Origin of the sequence: Primorskyibacter aestuariivivens (genome assembly GCF_028023675.1) — a bacterium.
GTDB lineage: Bacteria > Pseudomonadota > Alphaproteobacteria > Rhodobacterales > Rhodobacteraceae > Marinovum > Marinovum aestuariivivens.
Genome location: NZ_JAQIOZ010000001.1, coordinates 116430 through 133958, shown reverse-complemented (window position 1 = coordinate 133958; position 17529 = coordinate 116430). Strand labels below are relative to the sequence as shown.

Sequence of the window (17529 nt, the reverse complement as noted above, 5' to 3'; positions counted from 1 at the left end):
ATGCTATCACGGCGTCAGATTTTGGCGGGGCTGGCTGCACTTGGGCTGGCGGGGTGCCAGTCAACCGGCACGCCGCAGGCAAGTTCGCGAGGTCGTGAAACCGGCGGCGAAGGCCAATCCCCCGAGGCCAAGATCGCGGGCGTGAGCGCGGCGCTCATGGCGCTGGGACCGGGGGTGGACAGCAAGGAAGCGGTCCGCGCGGCCACGATTGCGGTGCGTTACCCGCTGGAACTGGCGCAGCGCTGGCAGGTGGTCGATCCGCCGCTGGCCCATAATTTCAAGGTGGTGCATGGCATCCGCGAAAAAGGTGTGTGCCGCGATTGGGCCACGGCCCTGCACGAGGCGATGCGCGTCGAAGGATTTCGCACGCTGGATCTGCATGTCGGCATGGCCAATGCGCGCAGTGTCTCGCTGGAGCATGTCTCGCTCATCATGACGGCCAAGGGACAGGTGATGCAGAGCGGCGTATTGCTGGACCCGTGGCGCATAGGGCAGGGGCGACTCTGGTATGCGCGGGTGGTGGATGATCCGCGCTATCGTTGGGAAACGCTGGAGGCGGTGCGCGCCTGGCAGGCCGAGAACAAGGCGCGCGCGCTGAACGGGCTTTAATCCTCGCTTCGGGCCTTGGCGCGCAGGGCATGGGCCACCAGCTTTTGGGCGGATTGCCGGGGCAGCGGGATCGAGGGTGGTGTCATGAGCAACCGGCCAAAGAGCGCGCGGTAGGGCTCTTCCTCCATCAGTTCGGCAAACCGGCGGTGCCGCCATGCCACCGCGCGATCATGCAGATCGGCCAGCACCGGATCACCGGCCAGTGCCGCGCGTTCCACGGCCACAGCGTCAGACAGCGCCAGAATGCTGCGGTCCTCGTCACTGTTGAAATTCCGCTCGACCCAATAATCCAGCCCGAGCATGTGATCGGAATGCACGGCGCGGCCGCGGGCGGCCTTGAGCACATAGCTTTCCATCGCGCCCAGCGGGTAGTGGTTCAACTGCGCAAGCGTGTAATTGTCCCGGCCATAATTGGAGAAAATCCGTCTTTCCCGAAACTGCGCGTCCAACTCCCGTCCCGCGCCGTCAAACCAACGGGCGCCGTCCAGTTTCTCGGGCTTGGGATTGCGTGGGCGGTGCACACCCAACTGGCGATAGGTCTTGTCATTGCGATAGAGCGTCTTGAACATGGCCGACCGCCAGGGCCAGTACATCCTGACCGGCGCGGCGCGGGTAAACACCTCGGGCACCGGCGCGTCGCGATACGGGATCTCGCCGCCATTGCCAAACAGCCGCCAGGTCAGCGTGATGGCCGTGGCGTCGGGCAGGGCGGCGATCAGGTCCTCCAACCGGTGATCGCCCGCATGGATATTGACAAATTCATCTATATCCAGCGGCAACAGCCAATCGGCCTGCCGCACGGCTTTCTCCTTGCTCGCCAGCTTGAGCCCGGTGAACTGGATGCCACCCTTGTCATAAGGCCCGTCATTGCGGATATGTGTGACCCCGCCCAAGTCGGCCAGCCGGTCACACATGGCGTCTGTGCCATCGCTGCAATCATTTGTGCAGATCACGAAATCCGTGAAGCCCACCGCCCGATGATGGGCCAGCCAGTCCAGCAGGAACGCGCCCTCGTCACGCAGGCAAAGGACGGCCGTGGCGCGCATCAGCTTTCCATGTCCAGCGCCAGCGCATAGGCGGCGCGCTCCGTCTCGTTCAGCTTCAGCCCCACGGCCTGGGCGTAGAGATCTTGGAATTCCGGCATGGCATGCAGTTCGTCGGCCTTGGCGCGGTGCCAGTCGAGCCCCTTTTGGTGCCATGTCTTAAGCACCGGATCGGCCATCAGCCGGTCATATTCGGCGCGGACGCGGGGCGTGTTGCGCTTGATCGTGATGTCGCGCACATCGCTCCAATCCATGCGAATCCAGTAATTCAGCCCAATTGTCCGGTTCACATGCAGCGCGCGGCCGCGCTGCCGTTTGATCAGGAAACTTTCGGCCGAGCGCAGCGCGTAGTGGTTGAGCTGCAAGAGGTCATAGCCGATGGAGCGCTTGGAATTGCGCCAGCCGTTTGTCTTGACCTCATCGCCCATGGGGCGGCCCGAGCCATTGACCCAATTCACCTTGTCCTCCATCCCAGCGATCAGCTTGTTCGGGCGATGGCAGGAGAGTTTTTCGTAGGCGCCGATATTCTTGACCATGGTCTTGAAGCCCCAGGCGGTGTGCGGTTTGGGGCAATGTTTCGGCGCGCAGGTGTCGAATTGTTCGATCACGAAGTCATCGGCCAGCCGCGTCACGCCGTTATGTCCAAACAGCCGCCAGGTCATGGCAACATTCGTGGCGTCCGGCACATGGGCGAGGAATTCCGGCAGGGTGCCATTGCCCATGCGCACATTCATGAACTCGTCCACGTCGATATGGATGATCCATTCGGCGTTCTGGATCATCGGTTCCTTGAGCGATTCATTCAGCGCGTATTGCTGCGGGGATTTGCCTTTCCAGCCTTCGTTATCACGGTGCTGGATATGGCCAAGCTCTTGCAACCGCTGGAGGATTTCGTCTGTCCCGTCCTCGCAGCCATTGGTGTAGATCAGGAAATTATCCACCCCGATGGCCCGGTGATAGGCCACCCATTCCAGGATATAGGGGGCCTCGTTCTTCATGCAGCCGACGATCACATTGCCAGAATTGCCCTCATGCAGAAGGCGTGGCGTGATGGGCGTATAGGCGGCGGCCAGCTCTTCCTCATTGACCGCGCCAAGGCGGTTATGTGGCGCAAAAGGCCCGCCGCGCAGCTGAACGAATTTCTGCTTGGCCAGTGTCGGCATCACGCGGGCCGCCTGTTTCGACAGGCCGGGAATGTCTTCGGCGGCCTGCAGCGTGTCGATGTCCCCCTGCTTGCTGCGCTTTTCCTCGCGCGTGGTGGCCTTGATCCGCGACATCGCGGCCAGCAGGTATTGCGACGCGCGAAAGCCGCCCGTCATCTCCGTGGCCTGCCAGCGTGGCAGGGGGGCATCGGGGGCCATATGATCGCGGGTGAGACCCGGATGGGCGTCACAGAGATCGGCAATGTCGTCGCGAAACCGCTCGGCCACCGGAGCAAGCTGACCGGCACAGAGCGCGGGGCCCTCCACCTGCATTTCGCGCAAGAGGCGCTTCCAGAGCTGGCGCGGCACGATATGCTTTCGCTTCGCCAAGAGCCGCAGCAGCATGTCATTGAAGGCGCGGGCGCGTTCCACGCCCTCATCCGGGGCGGGACGGGGCGGTCTGGCCGGGTCCGCCTTGCCGATCTGGGTGTCGATTCCAAAGCTGGCGCAAATCTCATCGGTGACGCTCTCGCTGCACCAATCGGTCATGTCGAAAGAGTGCAGTTGCAGCTTGTCCGCGCCAAACACCGTGTCCCAATGCGTCACCAGCGCCTTGAGGTCGAGCCAGGGCGGCACCATCTGCACCTCGGGAAACATCCCCGCCGCGGGGTCCGATTTGGGGCGGGTGGCCATCGCATATTGCCACCAGTCTTCTCCCCGCTCAGCAAGCTGCAACTCCATCTCGACCGGGCGCATGCGCCCATCCGCGACCTGGCCGGTGTAGTGTCGCGCCAGCATGCGGGCGGGCTCGTCCACATGGGCGATCACGGTGATATCGTCCGACAGCGGGGCCAGCATATCGCGCAGCCGCTCCAATTCGCTGGTCGAGAGCAGCGCCGTTCCAAGCTGATGCGCTGAGAGGATCAGGTGATCGGGGTTGTGGGTCTCGACTTCCTTTTTCAGCGAGCCGATGACGTCCTCGCGCAGCGTGGCCTGTTTCTCTGCAGTGATGAAGCCACGGTTAAAGCGCAGCATATCCACCGCGTCCGGGTCCGAGGCGGCCATGAACAGTCTTGTATGGTTCTTAGCCCCCGGGGTACGTGCAAAGAGCACGCCCTTGCCCAGCAATTGCTTGCGCTTGGCGGCCAACACGTCCTGAAGCCGCGACGCCGCCCAGAAATCCGGCCCGATATGCAGGGAAATCTTCATTCCACACCCTCGTCACTCATTACCCGCACCGGGTTTACATTGGTCTTGCCCCACCACGGCAGGTCGCGCCCGATGAACGCGCCGATTTTCGCGGGGGCCTCCGGGTCGGCCACGTCATATTCGAGGAAGTCCTCCTCGCCACGAAAGAGCCTGCGCAGTTGCGCATAATGCCCGGCGATCCAGCCCACCCGCTCCTGCGTCGTGACGCCATAGCCCGCGGGCAGGCCGGGGATGACCGCGTTGGGGATGCGTTCGGTGCCAAGGTTGGACCAGCGCAGCATGCTGTCGGAAATCGCCTCAGGGGGTCGCCAACTGGCAAGGAACTTCGCACCGGGATGGTTTGTCCGGATCGCGTCGATCAGCCCCCAGTCGAATTGCGGCCAGATCGAGCGGTCCCCGCGCAGCGCGTTCACCTCGGCAAAGCCGTCGAATACGTCGAGGCCGTCCAACGGATCGCCGCGCAGGAAATAGCCGTCATACATCATCTCTCCGACAAAGCGGCCATGCAGCGCCGTGTTGTCGGTCTGCACCTTCTTGATCCGGTGATCGGCCACGCGCAGCCCGGCCTTGCGCAGTGCGCGGGCCAGCGTCGTGGTGCCCGATTTCGGCAGGCCCAGATTGATCACGCGCAGGCGGCTCATGCCATCTCCAGCACCGGGGTGTCGCCAATGTCGTACAACAGCGCCTCTTCCTCGGGCGGCAGGGTGGAGGCCGCGCGCAATTGCGCCTGCATGGCGCGGTAGCCCTCCTGCGCCAGAAGTTCGTCGCGCTTGGCCCGGTGCAATGCCACCGCCTCGTCATGCAGATCGGCAATGCCGGGCAGGGATTTCAGCGCCGCGATCTCCGCCTCCAGACGGGGCAGCATCCGAAGGATCGTCCGATCCTCCATCGCGCCGTCATTGCGTTCGCGCCAATAGGTGTCGTCGAAATCGCGGTTTTCGCGGTTCACGTCGCCCCGGTCATTCTTGACCAGGTAACTGTCGAGCGAGCGCAGCGCATAGTGGTTCAACGTGGCAAAGGCCCGCGCGCCCGCCGCCGGAAACTTGCGGATGCGGCGTTTGTTGGCGGCCACAAGGAATTTATGCGGCACCTTGCGGCCCGATCCATCGGTCCATGTGGGACGCTTGCGTTCGGGCAGGGAGGATTTGAAAAACGGCCGGTGCGCGCCGTAGTATTGCAGCGGAAAATCCTTGCGCACCAGTGACTTCACTTCGATTGCGCTCTCGCCGCACCACAGGTCCGGATTGTGGCAGCGGGTGAACTGGCTGATCACCGGCACATCCTCGAACGTCTCGATCCCGCTTGATGCAAAGAACTGGAAGGTGAGCGAAATGGCCTGCGGATCGCCACAGGCCGCGATCAGCGCGGGGATCGTATTGTCGCCCACATGGATGTTGAGAAACTCGTCCACATCCGCAATCCAGAGCCAATCGGCGTCCCGCACGATGGCCTGTTTCGCCGCGTCCTTGAGCGCCTCCATCTGGTAGTTGCGCCCCTCGGCCGGGTTGGGCAGGTGCTGCACAACACCATGCTCCGCCAGCCGGTCCAGCATCCGGTCGCTCGCATCCGTGCAATCGTTGGAATAGAACAAGTGATCGGTGACCCCGATCACGCGGTTATAGGCAATCCATTCCAGAAGGAACGGACCCTCATTCTTGATACAAGTGACGGCGGTTATGCGCATATCCGCGCCTCCGCCTTTGGTTTGTCCTGCATATCCATGCGTGCCCCGGGCTTCACGGTTTATCCGCGATACTGCACCCTTATGGTTATATTTTGGCAAAGACTCGCATTTTGGGGGGCGCGGGTCAATTCCGGGGCAGGGGGAATGTTCAGTGGTTGTGCCCCGCATGCGGATGGTCGGTTGTGCCGGGGGCGAAAATTTCAATATCCATCTCGATCTCGCCCAGCGGCGCGAGTTCAAGATGCGCCTCGATCACGTCGCCCACATGCAGATCCGGCGGAGTGTCCAGCCGCAGGAACAGTTCCCCGGGCGCAAATTCCATCTCGGCCCCTGCGCTCACCGGCATCTCGGACACCGGAACAACCGTGTCAGTGCCCGGATCGGTCGCAAGGAGCATGAGATCACCATGGGCGCTGTCGCCGCCGGTGATGGTGATGGTGCCGCCGGAGCCGTTTTCGAGGGTGACATAGACCTCAAGCCCGTCGCGCGACATGACCCCCCAAGGGTGCAAAAGGCGCACACCGTCCTTTTCGCTCAGGTGGATGTCGTCCTTGTGATCCTCGTCATGCGCCTCATGTGCATGGTCGTCATGGCCTTCGCCCGCGTATAGGGGAAGGGTGGGCAGGAGGCAGAGGGTCAAAACCGCCGGAAACATACGCATTGGGGTCTTCTCGCAAATAATGTGATGTTATTCTATAACGTATCTTTCCGACACACGGCTGTCCAGTTGCTTTGAGTGACAGCGCCGTGACCCGGTCTGCCCTTCGGTTAGATCAGCGTCAATCTTCGCGCTTTTCGTGCACTTCGATCACGTTGCCGTCCGGATCATGGAAAAAGATCTGGTGCCAGCCCGCGACCGCCGCGTGTCCCCAATCGGAATAGGGGATGCCCTTGGCCTCCAGATGCGCCTTGAACGCGGCAAGATCATCGGTGCGATAGGCGATATGCCCGCGCGCCACCGGGTTCACGATCTGGCCGGTGCGGAACCCGGCCTGCACGTCGCGCTGGGCAAGGTGGGTCTGAATATGCCCATCCGAAACAAAGGCCACGTCCCCGGCATAACCGCGGTTCTTTTCCAGCGTCGGCACATCCTCGGTCGGGACATCCAGCCCCATGATATCGCGGTAAAACACATCCATTTCGGCGACCTTGTCCGTGGACAGGTTGATATGATGCAGGTGCAGCTTCATGGTGGTGTCCCCCTTGCTATTTGTGGCGAGTGTTCGCCGGGGCAGGGCCAAGGTCAAGCCCGGATGCCGGACATTAAAAAACCGCGCCCGGATGGTCCGGGCGCGGCGATGTCAGAACGGTTTGCTACGGCTCAGAGGTCGAGCGCGGCGCGGGCCTGTTCCAGCGCGGCCTTGAGCATCTCCGGGTTGTCCCGGGCACCCTCGATCGCGGTTTTGATCGCGGTTTTCTTGAGCGCGCCAAGGTCGGAGTTTTCGATGGCTTCGATCACCTTGTCATAGTCAAAGTTTTCGACGGTCATCAGATCGGCCAGGGACATCTCGCCGGTTGCTTCCCCGGTGGCCTGTGCGGCTTCTTCGGTTGCGTCCGTTGCGGCGCCATCGGTCGCGTCCGTTATAGCATCCTCAGCCGCTTCGGTGGCCTCAGTCAGGGCCTCTTCTGTTGCTTCAACCGCGTCGCTGACGACCTCTTCTGTGGCCTCGGCCGCATCTGTCACAGCCTCTTCAGCGGCCTCTGCAGCCTCTGCTGCGGCTTCTTCAGCGGCGCGAGCGGCTTCGGCGGCTTCCTCTGCGACGCGCGCGGCTTCGGCCTCTGCGGCCTCTGCTGCGGCTGCGGCTTCCTCGGCAAGGCGTGCGGCCTCTTCCTCAGCGGCGGCTGCGGCTTCTTCTGCCGCGGCTTCGGCTTCTTCTGCAACGCCGGCAGCTTCTTCCTCTGCGGTACGCGCGGCTTCTTCCGCTGCTGCGGCAGCTTCTTCAGCGACCCGTGCGGCTTCTTCCTCTGCGGCTTTGGCGGCTGCGGCTACTTCCTCGGCCTTTTTGGCAGCCGCTTCTTCGGCCGCCTTGGCCGCTGCGGCGGCCTCTTCTTCGGCTTTCTGTGCCGCTTCCTCGGCCGCAGCTGCCGATGCTTCGGCTTCCGCCTTTTGCTGGCTGTCATACCAGACATAGCCACCAATACCGGCCGCAGCCAGAACGACAACCAAGATCAGATTCTTCATCCGAACATCCCCTCAAAAAATATCAGCGCACGGTGCAAAACCCGCCCCGTGCAGGTGTGGGAGTGACTTGCGCCTCATCGCGCCCGGCTTCAAGGGGAAAACCCGAAAGATCAGCGCATTTCAGCCGATTCTGCGCTTGAAAGACGCCGAATGCCCATCTACCTTGCAGGCTCAAATTTCGGGAACCATCAAAGGAATAAACCCATAGCCCGCAGACCGCATAACGCGCCGCCCACCCGTGATACGGGCCCCCGCGTCAACGACAAGATCCGATCCCCTGAAATCCGCCTGATTGGCGCCGAAGGCGAAAATGTCGGCGTTGTCACGCCCCGCCGCGCGCTTGAAATGGCGCAGGATGCCGGGCTTGATCTGGTCGAGATTTCGCCCAATGCCAATCCGCCCGTCTGCAAGATCATGGATTTCGGAAAGTTCAAATACGAACAGCAAAAGCGCGAATCCGAGGCTCGCAAGAAGCAGAAGATCATCGAAGTCAAAGAGGTGAAGTTCCGTCCCAACACGGATACCCACGACTACGAGGTCAAGATGCGCAACGTGTTCAAGTTTCTTGAAAACGGCGACAAGGTCAAAGTCACCCTGCGGTTCCGTGGCCGCGAGATGGCGCACCAGAACCTTGGCCGTGAGTTGCTGGAACGTGTGGCCGAGGACGTGAAAGAGATCGGCAAGATCGAGAACATGCCCAAGATGGAAGGCCGCCAGATGATCATGATGATCGGGCCGCTGCCGCAGAAATAACATCTGCCATCGTGACGAGATACGAGACGCCGGGGTTGTCCCCGGCGTTTGTCGTTTCAGGCAGAGGTTTGACCAAACAACCGTCTGAGCGCGCCCCATTGGCTCAGGAACACCCCCGACAGGATGAGCGTGAGCGCCATAAGCAGGCTGGGCGGCAGCGGTTCGGACAGAATGGCGGCGCCGAACAGCACCGAGCAGACGGGCACGATATAGTTTGTCAGGCTCATGAAGGTGGGCCCCGCCGAGCGGATCAGCAGCACCCGCAGGACATTGGCTGCCGCTGTCGGGATCAGCCCGAGCATGGCAATCACCATGAGCGTGCGGGTATCGGGCAGGGGCGGCGGTCCCTCGACCACCCATGCGGCGGGGATCACGAGGCAGCAACCGATGATCAGCAGCACCGTGGCCAGCCCGAAAGGGTCCACCGGCGGCAGGCGGCGCATGGACACGGATGACAGCGCGTAACACGACGCAGCCCCCAGACAGGCCAACCGCCCCAGCCCCTCTTGTGTCGCACCTGTCGAGGCAAAGGCCTGACCGCCAATCAGCACCGTGACGCCGACAAAGCCGATAAGAAACCCGGCGATCCGGCGCAGGGTCAAATGCTCACCCGGTACGAAGACATGCGCCAATGGCAAAACCATCAGCGCCACCGCGGCCATGGACACGCCTGCAAAGCCCGAGGTCACGAATTGCTGGCCCCAGCTGAGCAGCATGAAGGGAATGGCCGAGCTGAGCATACCAACCAGCAGCAGCATGGCGGATGCACCCGCGCCTGGCCGCTGGGCAAAGAGCCGAAAGCCGCGCAGCGCCCAGATCACCGTCATCAGCGCTGCCGCAAAGCCGATCCGCCCGGCGGCCAGCCAGAACGGGGTGATCCCGGTGAGGGCGATTTCAATGACCATGAAGGTCGCGCCCCAGGTCACCCCGAGCGTGGCCACCATCAACCAATGTTTTCCCGTGATGTCAGGGGATTGCGTCATGGTCTGCTTTCTGGTGGGCAGGGCGCAACTGCGCCCTGCCGAATGATCAACCCCGCAGCTTATGATGCAGCAGGATCGGCACGACAAGGTCTTCCTCATCGCTCAGATGGCGGTTGAGGAAGCCGCTGATTTCGCCGCAGGTGCCATGAAGTGCACCGGCCTCGTCGCGGATCTGTCCGGGGTCAAGCTGTGCCAGTTGCACCACGCGATTGCCCGCGCGGGTAAACCGGTCCAGCAGCGCGTCCAGCGCCACGTGGTCGGTTTCCAGCATCTCCAACCCTTTGGCAAACCGCGGATCCGCAGCCTCAAGCTCCGGGAAGAAACTGTGATCTTCCCAGCCGTGATGCCCATGCAGGTTGCGCACCAGCAGGTTGCCGAAATGCGCCAGCCGCGCCGCATAGCGTTGCGGGTCCTCGTCGCCGTTCAGATAGGTTTCCGTATCCTCGCGGACCAGATCGCCCAGTTGCCGGAACATCCCATGCGCCCCCATCCAGTTGGAAATGGAGCGCGCGAAATGCGGGTGATCCTGCCAGCCATCGCGTGGCAGCTCCCGCAGGAGGGTCTGCATCTCAGGGGGCAGGCCCGTCCTTGTGGTAATATCATACTGTGTCATGCAACGCAGATGGGAGGGCTGTTATGGTGTAACAATCCTGCAGGGGCGCACAGGGGCTGTGCGGATGTCGCAAGGAGTTGAGCGCATCGCCGTGCCGTCCCGCCAAAGGCGGGCCAGTTTTGGTGGGGCACCTTTGGTGCGACGGGCGGTACGACGATGCGCGGCGGCTTCGCCGCTGTTTCAGACTGGGAATCCGCTCAAAGCGCCTTGTCCAGCACCGCCTCAAGCCGTGCGACGGTGGCGTCAACGTCATAGAGTTTGTCCAACCCAAAGAGCCCCAGCCGGAAGGTGGAAAACCCGTCGCCCTCGTCGCATTGCAGCGGCACCCCGGCGGCGATCTGCGTGCCTTCCTTGGCAAAGGCGCGGCCCGATTGCACCTCGGGGTCGCTGGTATAGCTCACCACCACGCCGGGCGCGCCGAACCCCTCCGCTGCGACTGATGTGATGCCCCGCTTGGCAAGCATGGCGCGCACCTTGTCGCCCAAGTCCTGTTGCGCCGCCATCAGCTTGTCAAAGCCATAATCGCGGCTTTCCACCATCGTGTCGCGGAAGGCGCGCAAGCCATCGGTGGGCATGGTGGCGTGATAGGCATGGCCGCCATTCTCATAGGCCATCATGATCTGGTGCCATTTCTTGAGATCGGCGGCATAGCTGTTCGACGTGGTCTCCTCCATCCGCGCCAGCGCGCGTTCGGACAGCATGACCAGCCCCGCGCAGGGCGTCGAGGACCAGCCTTTTTGCGGCGCGGAGATCAGCACATCGACACCCGTCGCCGCCATGTCCACCCAGATACAGCCCGAAGCGATGCAATCGAGCACCATAAGCGCGCCAACCTCATGCGCGGCATCCGCCAGTGCGGTGATGTAGTCGTCGGGCAGGATGATCCCGGCAGATGTCTCCACATGGGGTGCGATCACGAGATCGGGTTTTTCCTCGCGAATGCGCGCAGTGACCTCGTCGATGGGGGCAGGGGCGAAGGGCGCATTGGCCTCGTTCCCGGTGCGCCGCGCCTTCATGACGATGCTCTCGCCGGTGAAATCGCCCGCGTCGAAAATCTGCGTCCAGCGGAACGAGAACCAGCCATTGCGCACCACAAGGCATTTGGCGTCCTGCCCGAACTGCCGCGCCACGGCCTCCATCCCGAAGGTCCCGCCACCGGGAACCAGCGCCACGCCGTCGGCCTTGTAGACCTCTTTCAGCATGGCGGAGATGTCATTCATCACCTGCTGGAACGTGACGGACATGTGGTTGAGAGAGCGGTCGGTGAAGACGACCGAGAATTCATCAAGCCCCTCGGGGTCGACGGTGTTGAGCAATGCCATGGCGAAACCTCCTCTTGTTGAGGTATCGCTAACGCGGCAGGCGGAGTTTGTCGATACGCTCAGCCCAAGGGACCGGGGCGGCGCTCCTCGGACAAAAGAACATTGGCCTCGACCTGACCCGCGCCGGGCAGGGTCATGATCCGGCGGCGCAGGACGCGTTCAAAGTCGCTGAGGTCGCGGGCAACAACGCGCAGGCGGTAATCATAAAGCCCCAGCACATGCTCGACGGTCTGGACCTCGGGGATCGCGGTCACGGCGCGTTCGAAATCCTCAAGGCTGATCCGCCCCTTGGTGGCGAGTTTCACGCCAAGGAAAACCGTCACGCCGAAGCCCAGCTTTTCGCGGTCCAGCACCAGTCGCGTGCCGCTTATCACGCCCGCGTCGCGCAACCGTTTGATGCGCCGCCATGTGGCGGGTTGCGAAAGCCCCAGACGACGCCCCAACTGTCCGGCAGATTGCGACGCGTCGCGGCTCAGGGCGCGCAGGAGGGCGCGGTCGGTGTCGTCGAAATCGGTCATTGGAATCCTATCCCCTCGCGCGGAATCAAGCCCGCAGGGCGCCGCGCGATCGTCATGCCAGCGGCATGCCTTTGGCATGACCCGCCCCCCGGGGCGGCGATTTGGCCGACGCTAGCGCGACGAACGGATGTTGTTCGGGCTTTGCAAGCATAACGTGCCCAATACCAGTTATGGACCGCCACCCCGCGGGTCGGCGATCGCGCGGCTTCCACATCTTTCATACCGGCAGTGCCTCCTCATCCTTGATCCGCGCCACATGCATCAGCGCCTCGATATCGGCCAGATGTGGCAGGGTGAGGATACGATCACGATAGATCTGCTGATAATGCGGGATGTCGCGGGCGATCACCGAAAGCCGCGCATCCACCTGGCCAAGAAAGGTCTGGATCTCGATCACCTCGGGCACCTCGCGCGCCGCGGCAATGAAGCTGTCAAAGGCGTTGCCCTGGGTCTTGTCGAGCGTGATGCGCAAGGAGACCTCGACCGCATATCCCAAAGCGGGCCAGTTGATCTCGGCCCGTTTGCCAAGCAGCACGCCGCCCTCGCGCATCCGCTCCAACCGGCGCGACAGGGTGGCAGGCGTCACGCCCGCCCGGTCCGCCAGATCGGCGAGCGCCAGATCCGGGGCCGCCTGCATCTGGCGAAGAATGCGTCTGTCCGTATCGTCAAGCATGATTTCACGCAGATACGCCAATTTGGAGAATAGATAAATCGAAAAAATGCGAAAAAATTATCGCTTTGACGCGCATATTCGGCGCATTCCCCGTAGATTGCCCGCCAATCAACCTCAAGACGGAGCGATATCATGCGCGTTTACTACGATCGCGATTGCGATGTGAACCTGATCAAGGACCTGAAGGTCGCCATCCTCGGCTACGGCAGCCAAGGCCACGCCCACGCGCTGAACCTGCGCGATTCAGGCGCCAAGAATGTTGTCGTCGCCCTGCGTGACGGCTCCCCCTCGGCCAAGAAAGCCGAAGCCGAAGGTCTCAAGGTCATGGGCATTGCCGAAGCGGCAGCCTGGTGTGACGTGATCATGTTCACCATGCCCGACGAACTTCAGGCCGAAACCTACAAGAAATACGTGCATGACAACCTGCGCGACGGCGCGGCCATGGCCTTTGCCCACGGTCTGAACGTGCATTTCGGCCTGATCGAGCCGAAGCCCGGCGTTGATGTCATCATGATGGCCCCCAAAGGCCCGGGCCACACTGTGCGTGGCGAATACACCAAAGGCGGCGGCGTGCCCTGCCTCGTGGCCGTGAACCAGGATGCCACCGGCAAAGCGCTGGAAATCGGTCTGTCCTACTGCTCCGCCATCGGCGGCGGCCGTTCGGGCATCATCGAAACCAACTTCCGCGAGGAATGCGAAACCGACCTGTTCGGCGAACAGGCCGTCCTGTGCGGTGGTCTGGTCGAGCTGATCCGTTGCGGGTTCGAAACCCTGGTCGAAGCCGGTTACGCGCCGGAAATGGCATATTTCGAATGTCTGCACGAAGTGAAGCTCATCGTGGACCTGATCTATGAAGGCGGCATCGCCAACATGGATTACTCGATCTCCAACACGGCTGAATACGGCCAGTACGTGACCGGCCCGCGCATCCTGCAATACGACGAAACCAAGGCCCGGATGAAAGCGGTTCTGACCGACATCCAGGAAGGCAAGTTCGTCCGCGACTTCATGCTCGAAAACGCCGTGGGCCAGCCCACCATCAAAGCCTCGCGCCGTCACAATGACGAGCACCTGATCGAAGAGACCGGTGCGAAACTGCGCGGCATGATGCCGTGGATCTCGGCCGGCAAGATGGTCGACAAGGAAAAGAACTGATCCCGACCGGATCGACGTTCTGAGAAGCCCGGGCCAAGCGCCCGGGCTTTTTCGTTGCACAGGTGTGTGATGGGCCGCTAGCCTCGGGGCAAAAGCGGAGGGGTCATGTCACTGTTTCATCTGGAGAACCCGGTCTTTGCGGCCTACGCGATTGCGGCGGCGCTCATGGTGCTCAAGCTCATGGGGCAGGGCTGGATGACTGTTTATCGCATGATGAAAAGCGATGCGGGGCTGGTCTCGCCCGAGGACCTGCGGCAGACGCCGCTCAATCCTGATCCCCGGCCTGAGCAGCTGGAGGTCAGTGATTATGTCGACCGTTCACGCCGCATGCATCGCAATGATCTGGAAAACATCCCGGGCTTTCTGGTGGCGGGGCTGCTGTTTGTCGCCTGTGATCCGGCGCTGTGGCTGGCGCAGCTGGCGTTTTATGGCTTTGTCCTCGCCCGTGCGGGTCATTTCTGGGCCTATGGCACGGCGCAGAACCACGAGGTGCGCGCCACCTTTTATACCGTCGGATCGCTGATCGTGATCGGTATGTGTCTCTATGTTCTCGTGACGGTGCTGAGCTAAGCTGGCACGTCAGACCTGCCCCGGTTTGGAGAATTTGCGTCTCTGGACTAAGCTGGTTTTGGCATTTTAGCGCGTTTTCCCTTAAAAAGTGTGCCTTTATTGGATTTCAAGGGGGATTAGACGATGAAAACACTCTTTTTCACTGCAATTGCTATCAGCCTATCGGCGAGTACCGCATTTGCGAATCCGCCAGCATCGCCGGGGGCAGGGGGGCGCGCGGTTGCCGGGCTCGCCCAAGGCGGCACGCAGGGGGTGAGCACCTATGTCCACAATCTTCGGTCGCAAGGATACCGGTTCAGCCGGCTGCGTCAGCACTATGACGACCAGGCCAATGGCGATCCGGACGATCCGCCCGATGACAACGGGCGTTGAGGTGATCTAGCTCCGATCCGAGCCGCGCGCGCCAAGCCCCAGCTGCATCAATGCACGCCGAACAGGGGCCACCCCGTGCAGAGCCGTGATCCCTGCGGCGCGCAGGTCACGCATGGCTTGGGCGGATTGCATGGATGTGCGGTTGAGCAAGGTAATCCCGGCCACGCGGGCGCGGATGTCCAGGATGCGGGCGCGATGGTAAGCCGACAGCATGTCCACATCGCCAAGCGCGCCGGGACGGGCGGTCGCCAGGTCCAGCAGCACGGACATGTCCTTGAGCGACATGTTCAGCCCCTGCGCCCCGATGGGGGGCACCACATGCGCGGCCTCTGCCACCAATGCCAGCCGTTCGCCATAGAGCGTGTCGGCATGCTGCGCGATGATCGGCCAGAGCGTGCGGCGCGACGCCAGGGTGAGCGGGCCCAGCAGGTATGTGGACCGCTCGGACATGGCGGCTTCAAAGGCGGTTTCGTCCAACTCCATCAGCGCCGCCGCCTTCGGCCCTTCTTCCATCCAGACCACGGCAGAGCTGGGCCGCCCGTCAAAATCCGGAAGCGGGACCAGCGTGAACGGCCCGCCGCTGCGGTGTATCTCGGTCGAGACATTGCCATGTGGGATCGGGTGCGTGACCGCAAAGGCCAGCGCCTTTTGCCCGAACCGGTTGGTTTTCACCGCGATCCCCGCCGCCTCGCGCATCGGGGAATTGCGCCCGTCGGCGGCAATCACCAGCCGCGCGCGGCGGGTCTGGCCATTGGACAGGCTCACCCGCGCCTCGCCCGTGCGGGTAAACAGTCCCGTTGCCGCCATGCCGGGCAGGAAGGCGACGGTCTCCATCTTGTCCAGTCGCGCGGCCATTTCCCGGCGCAACAGCCAGTTGGGCAGGTTCCAGCCAAAGGGCAGGTCCGAGATATCGGTGCTTTCAAAATCGCGCGATACCCGCGCCACCGGTTCGACCCCGCCCGCATCAATGATGCGCATGGTGTCCAGCGGCATGGCATGGGGGGCCAGCCGCTCCCACAGCCCCGCGGCGTCCAGGAAATCGCGGGCCGGTTGCAGGAACGCCGTGGTGCGCAGGTCCGAACCTTCCGCGTCCCGCGTCGTCACCGGCGGGGCAGGATCGACGCAGAGCACGTCAAACCCGGCGGTTCCGAATGCGGCTGCAGCGGTCAGACCGGCAATGCCGCCGCCCGAGATGATGATGTCATGATCCATGGCGCCCTCCGATATCGCAGTCGAATGTAGTGTGCCAGACGCCAAGCGCCATGCGACGCCTTATAGCACATTGCAAAAATTCTGAATCACCTAACGCTGCCTGAAATCATGGATTTCAACGCGTTAGGTGATGCCCGATTGTTCAAGTATTTCGCATTGTGCTTTAACCACGTGTCAGGATCACCAGCAGGGTCACACAGATCGGTACCATGGCCAACGCCGACATGGCCAAAGCGGGCAGCCCCCAGGTCATGATCAGCACCACCTCGATAGTGAGCAGGATCACGAGGAAATAATAGATATTGTCTTTGTCGCCATAGAGCAGGTCACTGGCAATGCGCCCGATGATGGGCAGCGACAGCAGGAGCCGCAGGGCAAGGGGCGTGCGCGCACCAGATTGAAGGGGCGGGGCGGTAAAGTCGGACATTGTCTCACCTTGATATGTTGCATGACATAGCTAGGAGAGCGTCTCGGCCTGGCACTGCGAAATCCTGCCGCAGTGCCGCGTTATCGATGGTGTCAACCGCGGCTGATGACCAGCAGGATCACCATGTAGATCGGCGTAAGCGTCACGCCGATCAGCCCCAGAACCGGCAAGCCCCAGGTGGCCACAGCCACGACCACAAGCGCCACGATCAGCAGCAGGAAGGCAAAGATCGCCGCAACCGGGTCGCGCAGCAAGCCTGCCACGGTGCTGATCAGGGGAAAGCGAACAAGCGGGGCTTGGGTGTGGCTGATATCGGTCATAACGTCTGTCCTTTTGATTGGCTTGCGCCTTTCATAGACTGGCCCGGCCAAGCCGTCCCGCGGAATTATGCCGCAGCGCAGCATTTGTCGCGGCGCTCAGGTCAGAAGAGACAGGAAATGCCGCAGATCATCGGTGTGGTGGTGGATATGCGCGGCCTCATGCGGGGCGTCCGCCACATGCACGGTGCGCATCCCCATCTCATGCGGCGCGGCAAGGTTGCGGGGATCATCCTCGAACATGGCGGCGGCGCCGGGATCGGTTCCGTCCTGGGCAAAGATGGCTTCAAACGCCTCGCGTTCGGGCTTGGGCCGGAACCCCGCATGTTCCACGCCATAGACCGCATCGAACAGCCCGCTCAGTCCCCGCGCCTTCAGCACCCGTTCCGCATAGGGTGCGGTGCCATTGGTATAGACGATGCGCCGTCCCGGCAGATCGCGGATATGCGCGGCCAGTTCGGGGCAGGGAGAAAGCACGGAAAAGTCGATCTGATGCACATCATGCAGATAGGGGCCGGGATCAACACCGTGTTCGCGCATCAGCCCGGCCAGCGTGGTGCCATAGGTCTTCCAATACTGCATGCGCAGGTGATTTGCCTCGGCCTCGGTGACGCCAAGCGCGTCCATCACATAGGCGGTCATGCGCGGTTCGATCTGGTCAAACAGCCGGGTTGCCGCCGGATAGAGCGTGTTGTCGAGGTCAAAGACCCAGTGGGAGACATGGGAAAAATGCTGTTTCGGCATG

21 protein-coding genes are annotated in these 17529 nt (G+C 62.4%); 5 read left to right on the top strand and 16 right to left on the bottom strand.

All coding sequences use genetic code 11. From position 1 onward, the window contains the following. Positions 1 to 609, top strand: a complete 609-nt coding sequence (locus tag PGB28_RS00710) for a hypothetical protein (RefSeq protein WP_271419547.1) — start codon at positions 1 to 3, stop codon at positions 607 to 609. On the opposite strand, the gene PGB28_RS00705 is transcribed toward PGB28_RS00710, so the two are convergent. The 7 genes from PGB28_RS00705 to PGB28_RS00675 form a co-directional block, all read right to left on the bottom strand. Next, complete coding sequence (locus tag PGB28_RS00705) at positions 606 to 1655, bottom strand: glycosyltransferase family 2 protein (protein ID WP_271419546.1); 1050 nt, start codon at positions 1653 to 1655, stop codon at positions 606 to 608. The genes PGB28_RS00710 and PGB28_RS00705 overlap by 4 nt on opposite strands. Next, on the bottom strand, positions 1655 to 4003 hold the full coding sequence (locus PGB28_RS00700; protein WP_271419545.1) for a glycosyltransferase family 2 protein: 2349 nt from the start codon (positions 4001 to 4003) through the stop codon (positions 1655 to 1657). The genes PGB28_RS00705 and PGB28_RS00700 overlap by 1 nt, the downstream gene beginning before the upstream one ends. Further along, entirely contained in the window at positions 4000 to 4644 is a 645-nt protein-coding gene (locus tag PGB28_RS00695; RefSeq protein ID WP_271419544.1) for a sulfotransferase family protein, read from the bottom strand. The genes PGB28_RS00700 and PGB28_RS00695 overlap by 4 nt, the downstream gene beginning before the upstream one ends. Next, complete coding sequence (locus PGB28_RS00690; protein ID WP_271419543.1) at positions 4641 to 5687, bottom strand: glycosyltransferase family 2 protein; 1047 nt, start codon at positions 5685 to 5687, stop codon at positions 4641 to 4643. Before PGB28_RS00690 ends, PGB28_RS00695 begins: the two co-directional genes overlap by 4 nt. Positions 5688 to 5835: 148 nt before the next feature. Next, on the bottom strand, positions 5836 to 6348 hold the full coding sequence (locus PGB28_RS00685) for a hypothetical protein (RefSeq protein ID WP_271419542.1): 513 nt from the start codon (positions 6346 to 6348) through the stop codon (positions 5836 to 5838). 118 nt (positions 6349 to 6466) lie between these two features. Further along, a complete protein-coding gene (locus PGB28_RS00680; RefSeq protein ID WP_271419541.1) occupies positions 6467 to 6877 on the bottom strand; it encodes a VOC family protein in 411 nt (136 codons plus the stop codon). Between the two features lie 131 nt (positions 6878 to 7008). Next, positions 7009 to 7869, bottom strand: coding sequence for a hypothetical protein (locus PGB28_RS00675; RefSeq protein ID WP_271419540.1), 861 nt, complete (start codon positions 7867 to 7869; stop codon positions 7009 to 7011). Between the two features lie 150 nt (positions 7870 to 8019). Between PGB28_RS00675 and infC the strand changes: the two genes are divergently transcribed. After that, positions 8020 to 8622, top strand: coding sequence for a translation initiation factor IF-3 (gene infC / locus PGB28_RS00670; RefSeq protein WP_271419539.1), 603 nt, complete (start codon positions 8020 to 8022; stop codon positions 8620 to 8622). Between the two features lie 56 nt (positions 8623 to 8678). Here infC and PGB28_RS00665 read toward each other — a convergent pair whose 3' ends face one another. From PGB28_RS00665 to PGB28_RS00645, 5 genes are all read right to left on the bottom strand, one after another. After that, positions 8679 to 9605, bottom strand: coding sequence for a DMT family transporter (locus tag PGB28_RS00665; protein WP_271419538.1), 927 nt, complete (start codon positions 9603 to 9605; stop codon positions 8679 to 8681). 46 nt (positions 9606 to 9651) lie between these two features. After that, on the bottom strand, positions 9652 to 10218 hold the full coding sequence (locus PGB28_RS00660; protein WP_271419537.1) for a hemerythrin domain-containing protein: 567 nt from the start codon (positions 10216 to 10218) through the stop codon (positions 9652 to 9654). Between the two features lie 197 nt (positions 10219 to 10415). Further along, positions 10416 to 11540: an aminotransferase class V-fold PLP-dependent enzyme gene (locus PGB28_RS00655; RefSeq protein WP_271419536.1), complete on the bottom strand. Its 1125-nt coding sequence runs from the start codon at positions 11538 to 11540 to the stop codon at positions 10416 to 10418. A gap of 59 nt (positions 11541 to 11599) precedes the next feature. After that, positions 11600 to 12058: an Lrp/AsnC family transcriptional regulator gene (locus tag PGB28_RS00650; RefSeq protein WP_271419535.1), complete on the bottom strand. Its 459-nt coding sequence runs from the start codon at positions 12056 to 12058 to the stop codon at positions 11600 to 11602. Positions 12059 to 12275: 217 nt separating this feature from the next. Next, positions 12276 to 12731: an Lrp/AsnC family transcriptional regulator gene (locus PGB28_RS00645; protein ID WP_271419534.1), complete on the bottom strand. Its 456-nt coding sequence runs from the start codon at positions 12729 to 12731 to the stop codon at positions 12276 to 12278. Positions 12732 to 12863: 132 nt separating this feature from the next. On the opposite strand from PGB28_RS00645, the gene ilvC reads away from it, so the two are divergent. The 3 genes from ilvC to PGB28_RS00630 all read left to right on the top strand — a co-directional run bounded on the left by ilvC (position 12864) and on the right by PGB28_RS00630 (position 14828). Then, complete coding sequence (gene ilvC, locus PGB28_RS00640; RefSeq protein ID WP_271419533.1) at positions 12864 to 13886, top strand: ketol-acid reductoisomerase; 1023 nt, start codon at positions 12864 to 12866, stop codon at positions 13884 to 13886. A 105-nt stretch (positions 13887 to 13991) separates the two neighbouring features. Further along, a complete protein-coding gene (locus PGB28_RS00635) occupies positions 13992 to 14456 on the top strand; it encodes an MAPEG family protein (RefSeq protein WP_271419532.1) in 465 nt (154 codons plus the stop codon). Positions 14457 to 14579: 123 nt separating this feature from the next. After that, on the top strand, positions 14580 to 14828 hold the full coding sequence (locus tag PGB28_RS00630; protein ID WP_271419531.1) for a hypothetical protein: 249 nt from the start codon (positions 14580 to 14582) through the stop codon (positions 14826 to 14828). A 6-nt stretch (positions 14829 to 14834) separates the two neighbouring features. Here PGB28_RS00630 and PGB28_RS00625 read toward each other — a convergent pair whose 3' ends face one another. The 4 genes from PGB28_RS00625 to PGB28_RS00610 all read right to left on the bottom strand — a co-directional run bounded on the left by PGB28_RS00625 (position 14835) and on the right by PGB28_RS00610 (position 17528). Further along, positions 14835 to 16040 carry a UbiH/UbiF family hydroxylase gene (locus PGB28_RS00625; RefSeq protein ID WP_271419530.1) on the bottom strand — a complete coding sequence of 402 codons (1206 nt, stop codon included), beginning with the start codon at positions 16038 to 16040 and terminating at the stop codon, positions 14835 to 14837. Positions 16041 to 16203: 163 nt separating this feature from the next. Further along, on the bottom strand, positions 16204 to 16467 hold the full coding sequence (locus tag PGB28_RS00620; protein ID WP_271419529.1) for a hypothetical protein: 264 nt from the start codon (positions 16465 to 16467) through the stop codon (positions 16204 to 16206). A 92-nt stretch (positions 16468 to 16559) separates the two neighbouring features. Further along, the gene (locus tag PGB28_RS00615; protein ID WP_271419528.1) at positions 16560 to 16787 is read right to left on the bottom strand and encodes a hypothetical protein; all 228 of its coding nucleotides are present in this window, start codon (positions 16785 to 16787) and stop codon (positions 16560 to 16562) included. A gap of 96 nt (positions 16788 to 16883) precedes the next feature. Further along, on the bottom strand, positions 16884 to 17528 hold the full coding sequence (locus tag PGB28_RS00610; RefSeq protein ID WP_271419527.1) for a pyrimidine 5'-nucleotidase: 645 nt from the start codon (positions 17526 to 17528) through the stop codon (positions 16884 to 16886). Position 17529: the final 1 nt, after the last annotated feature.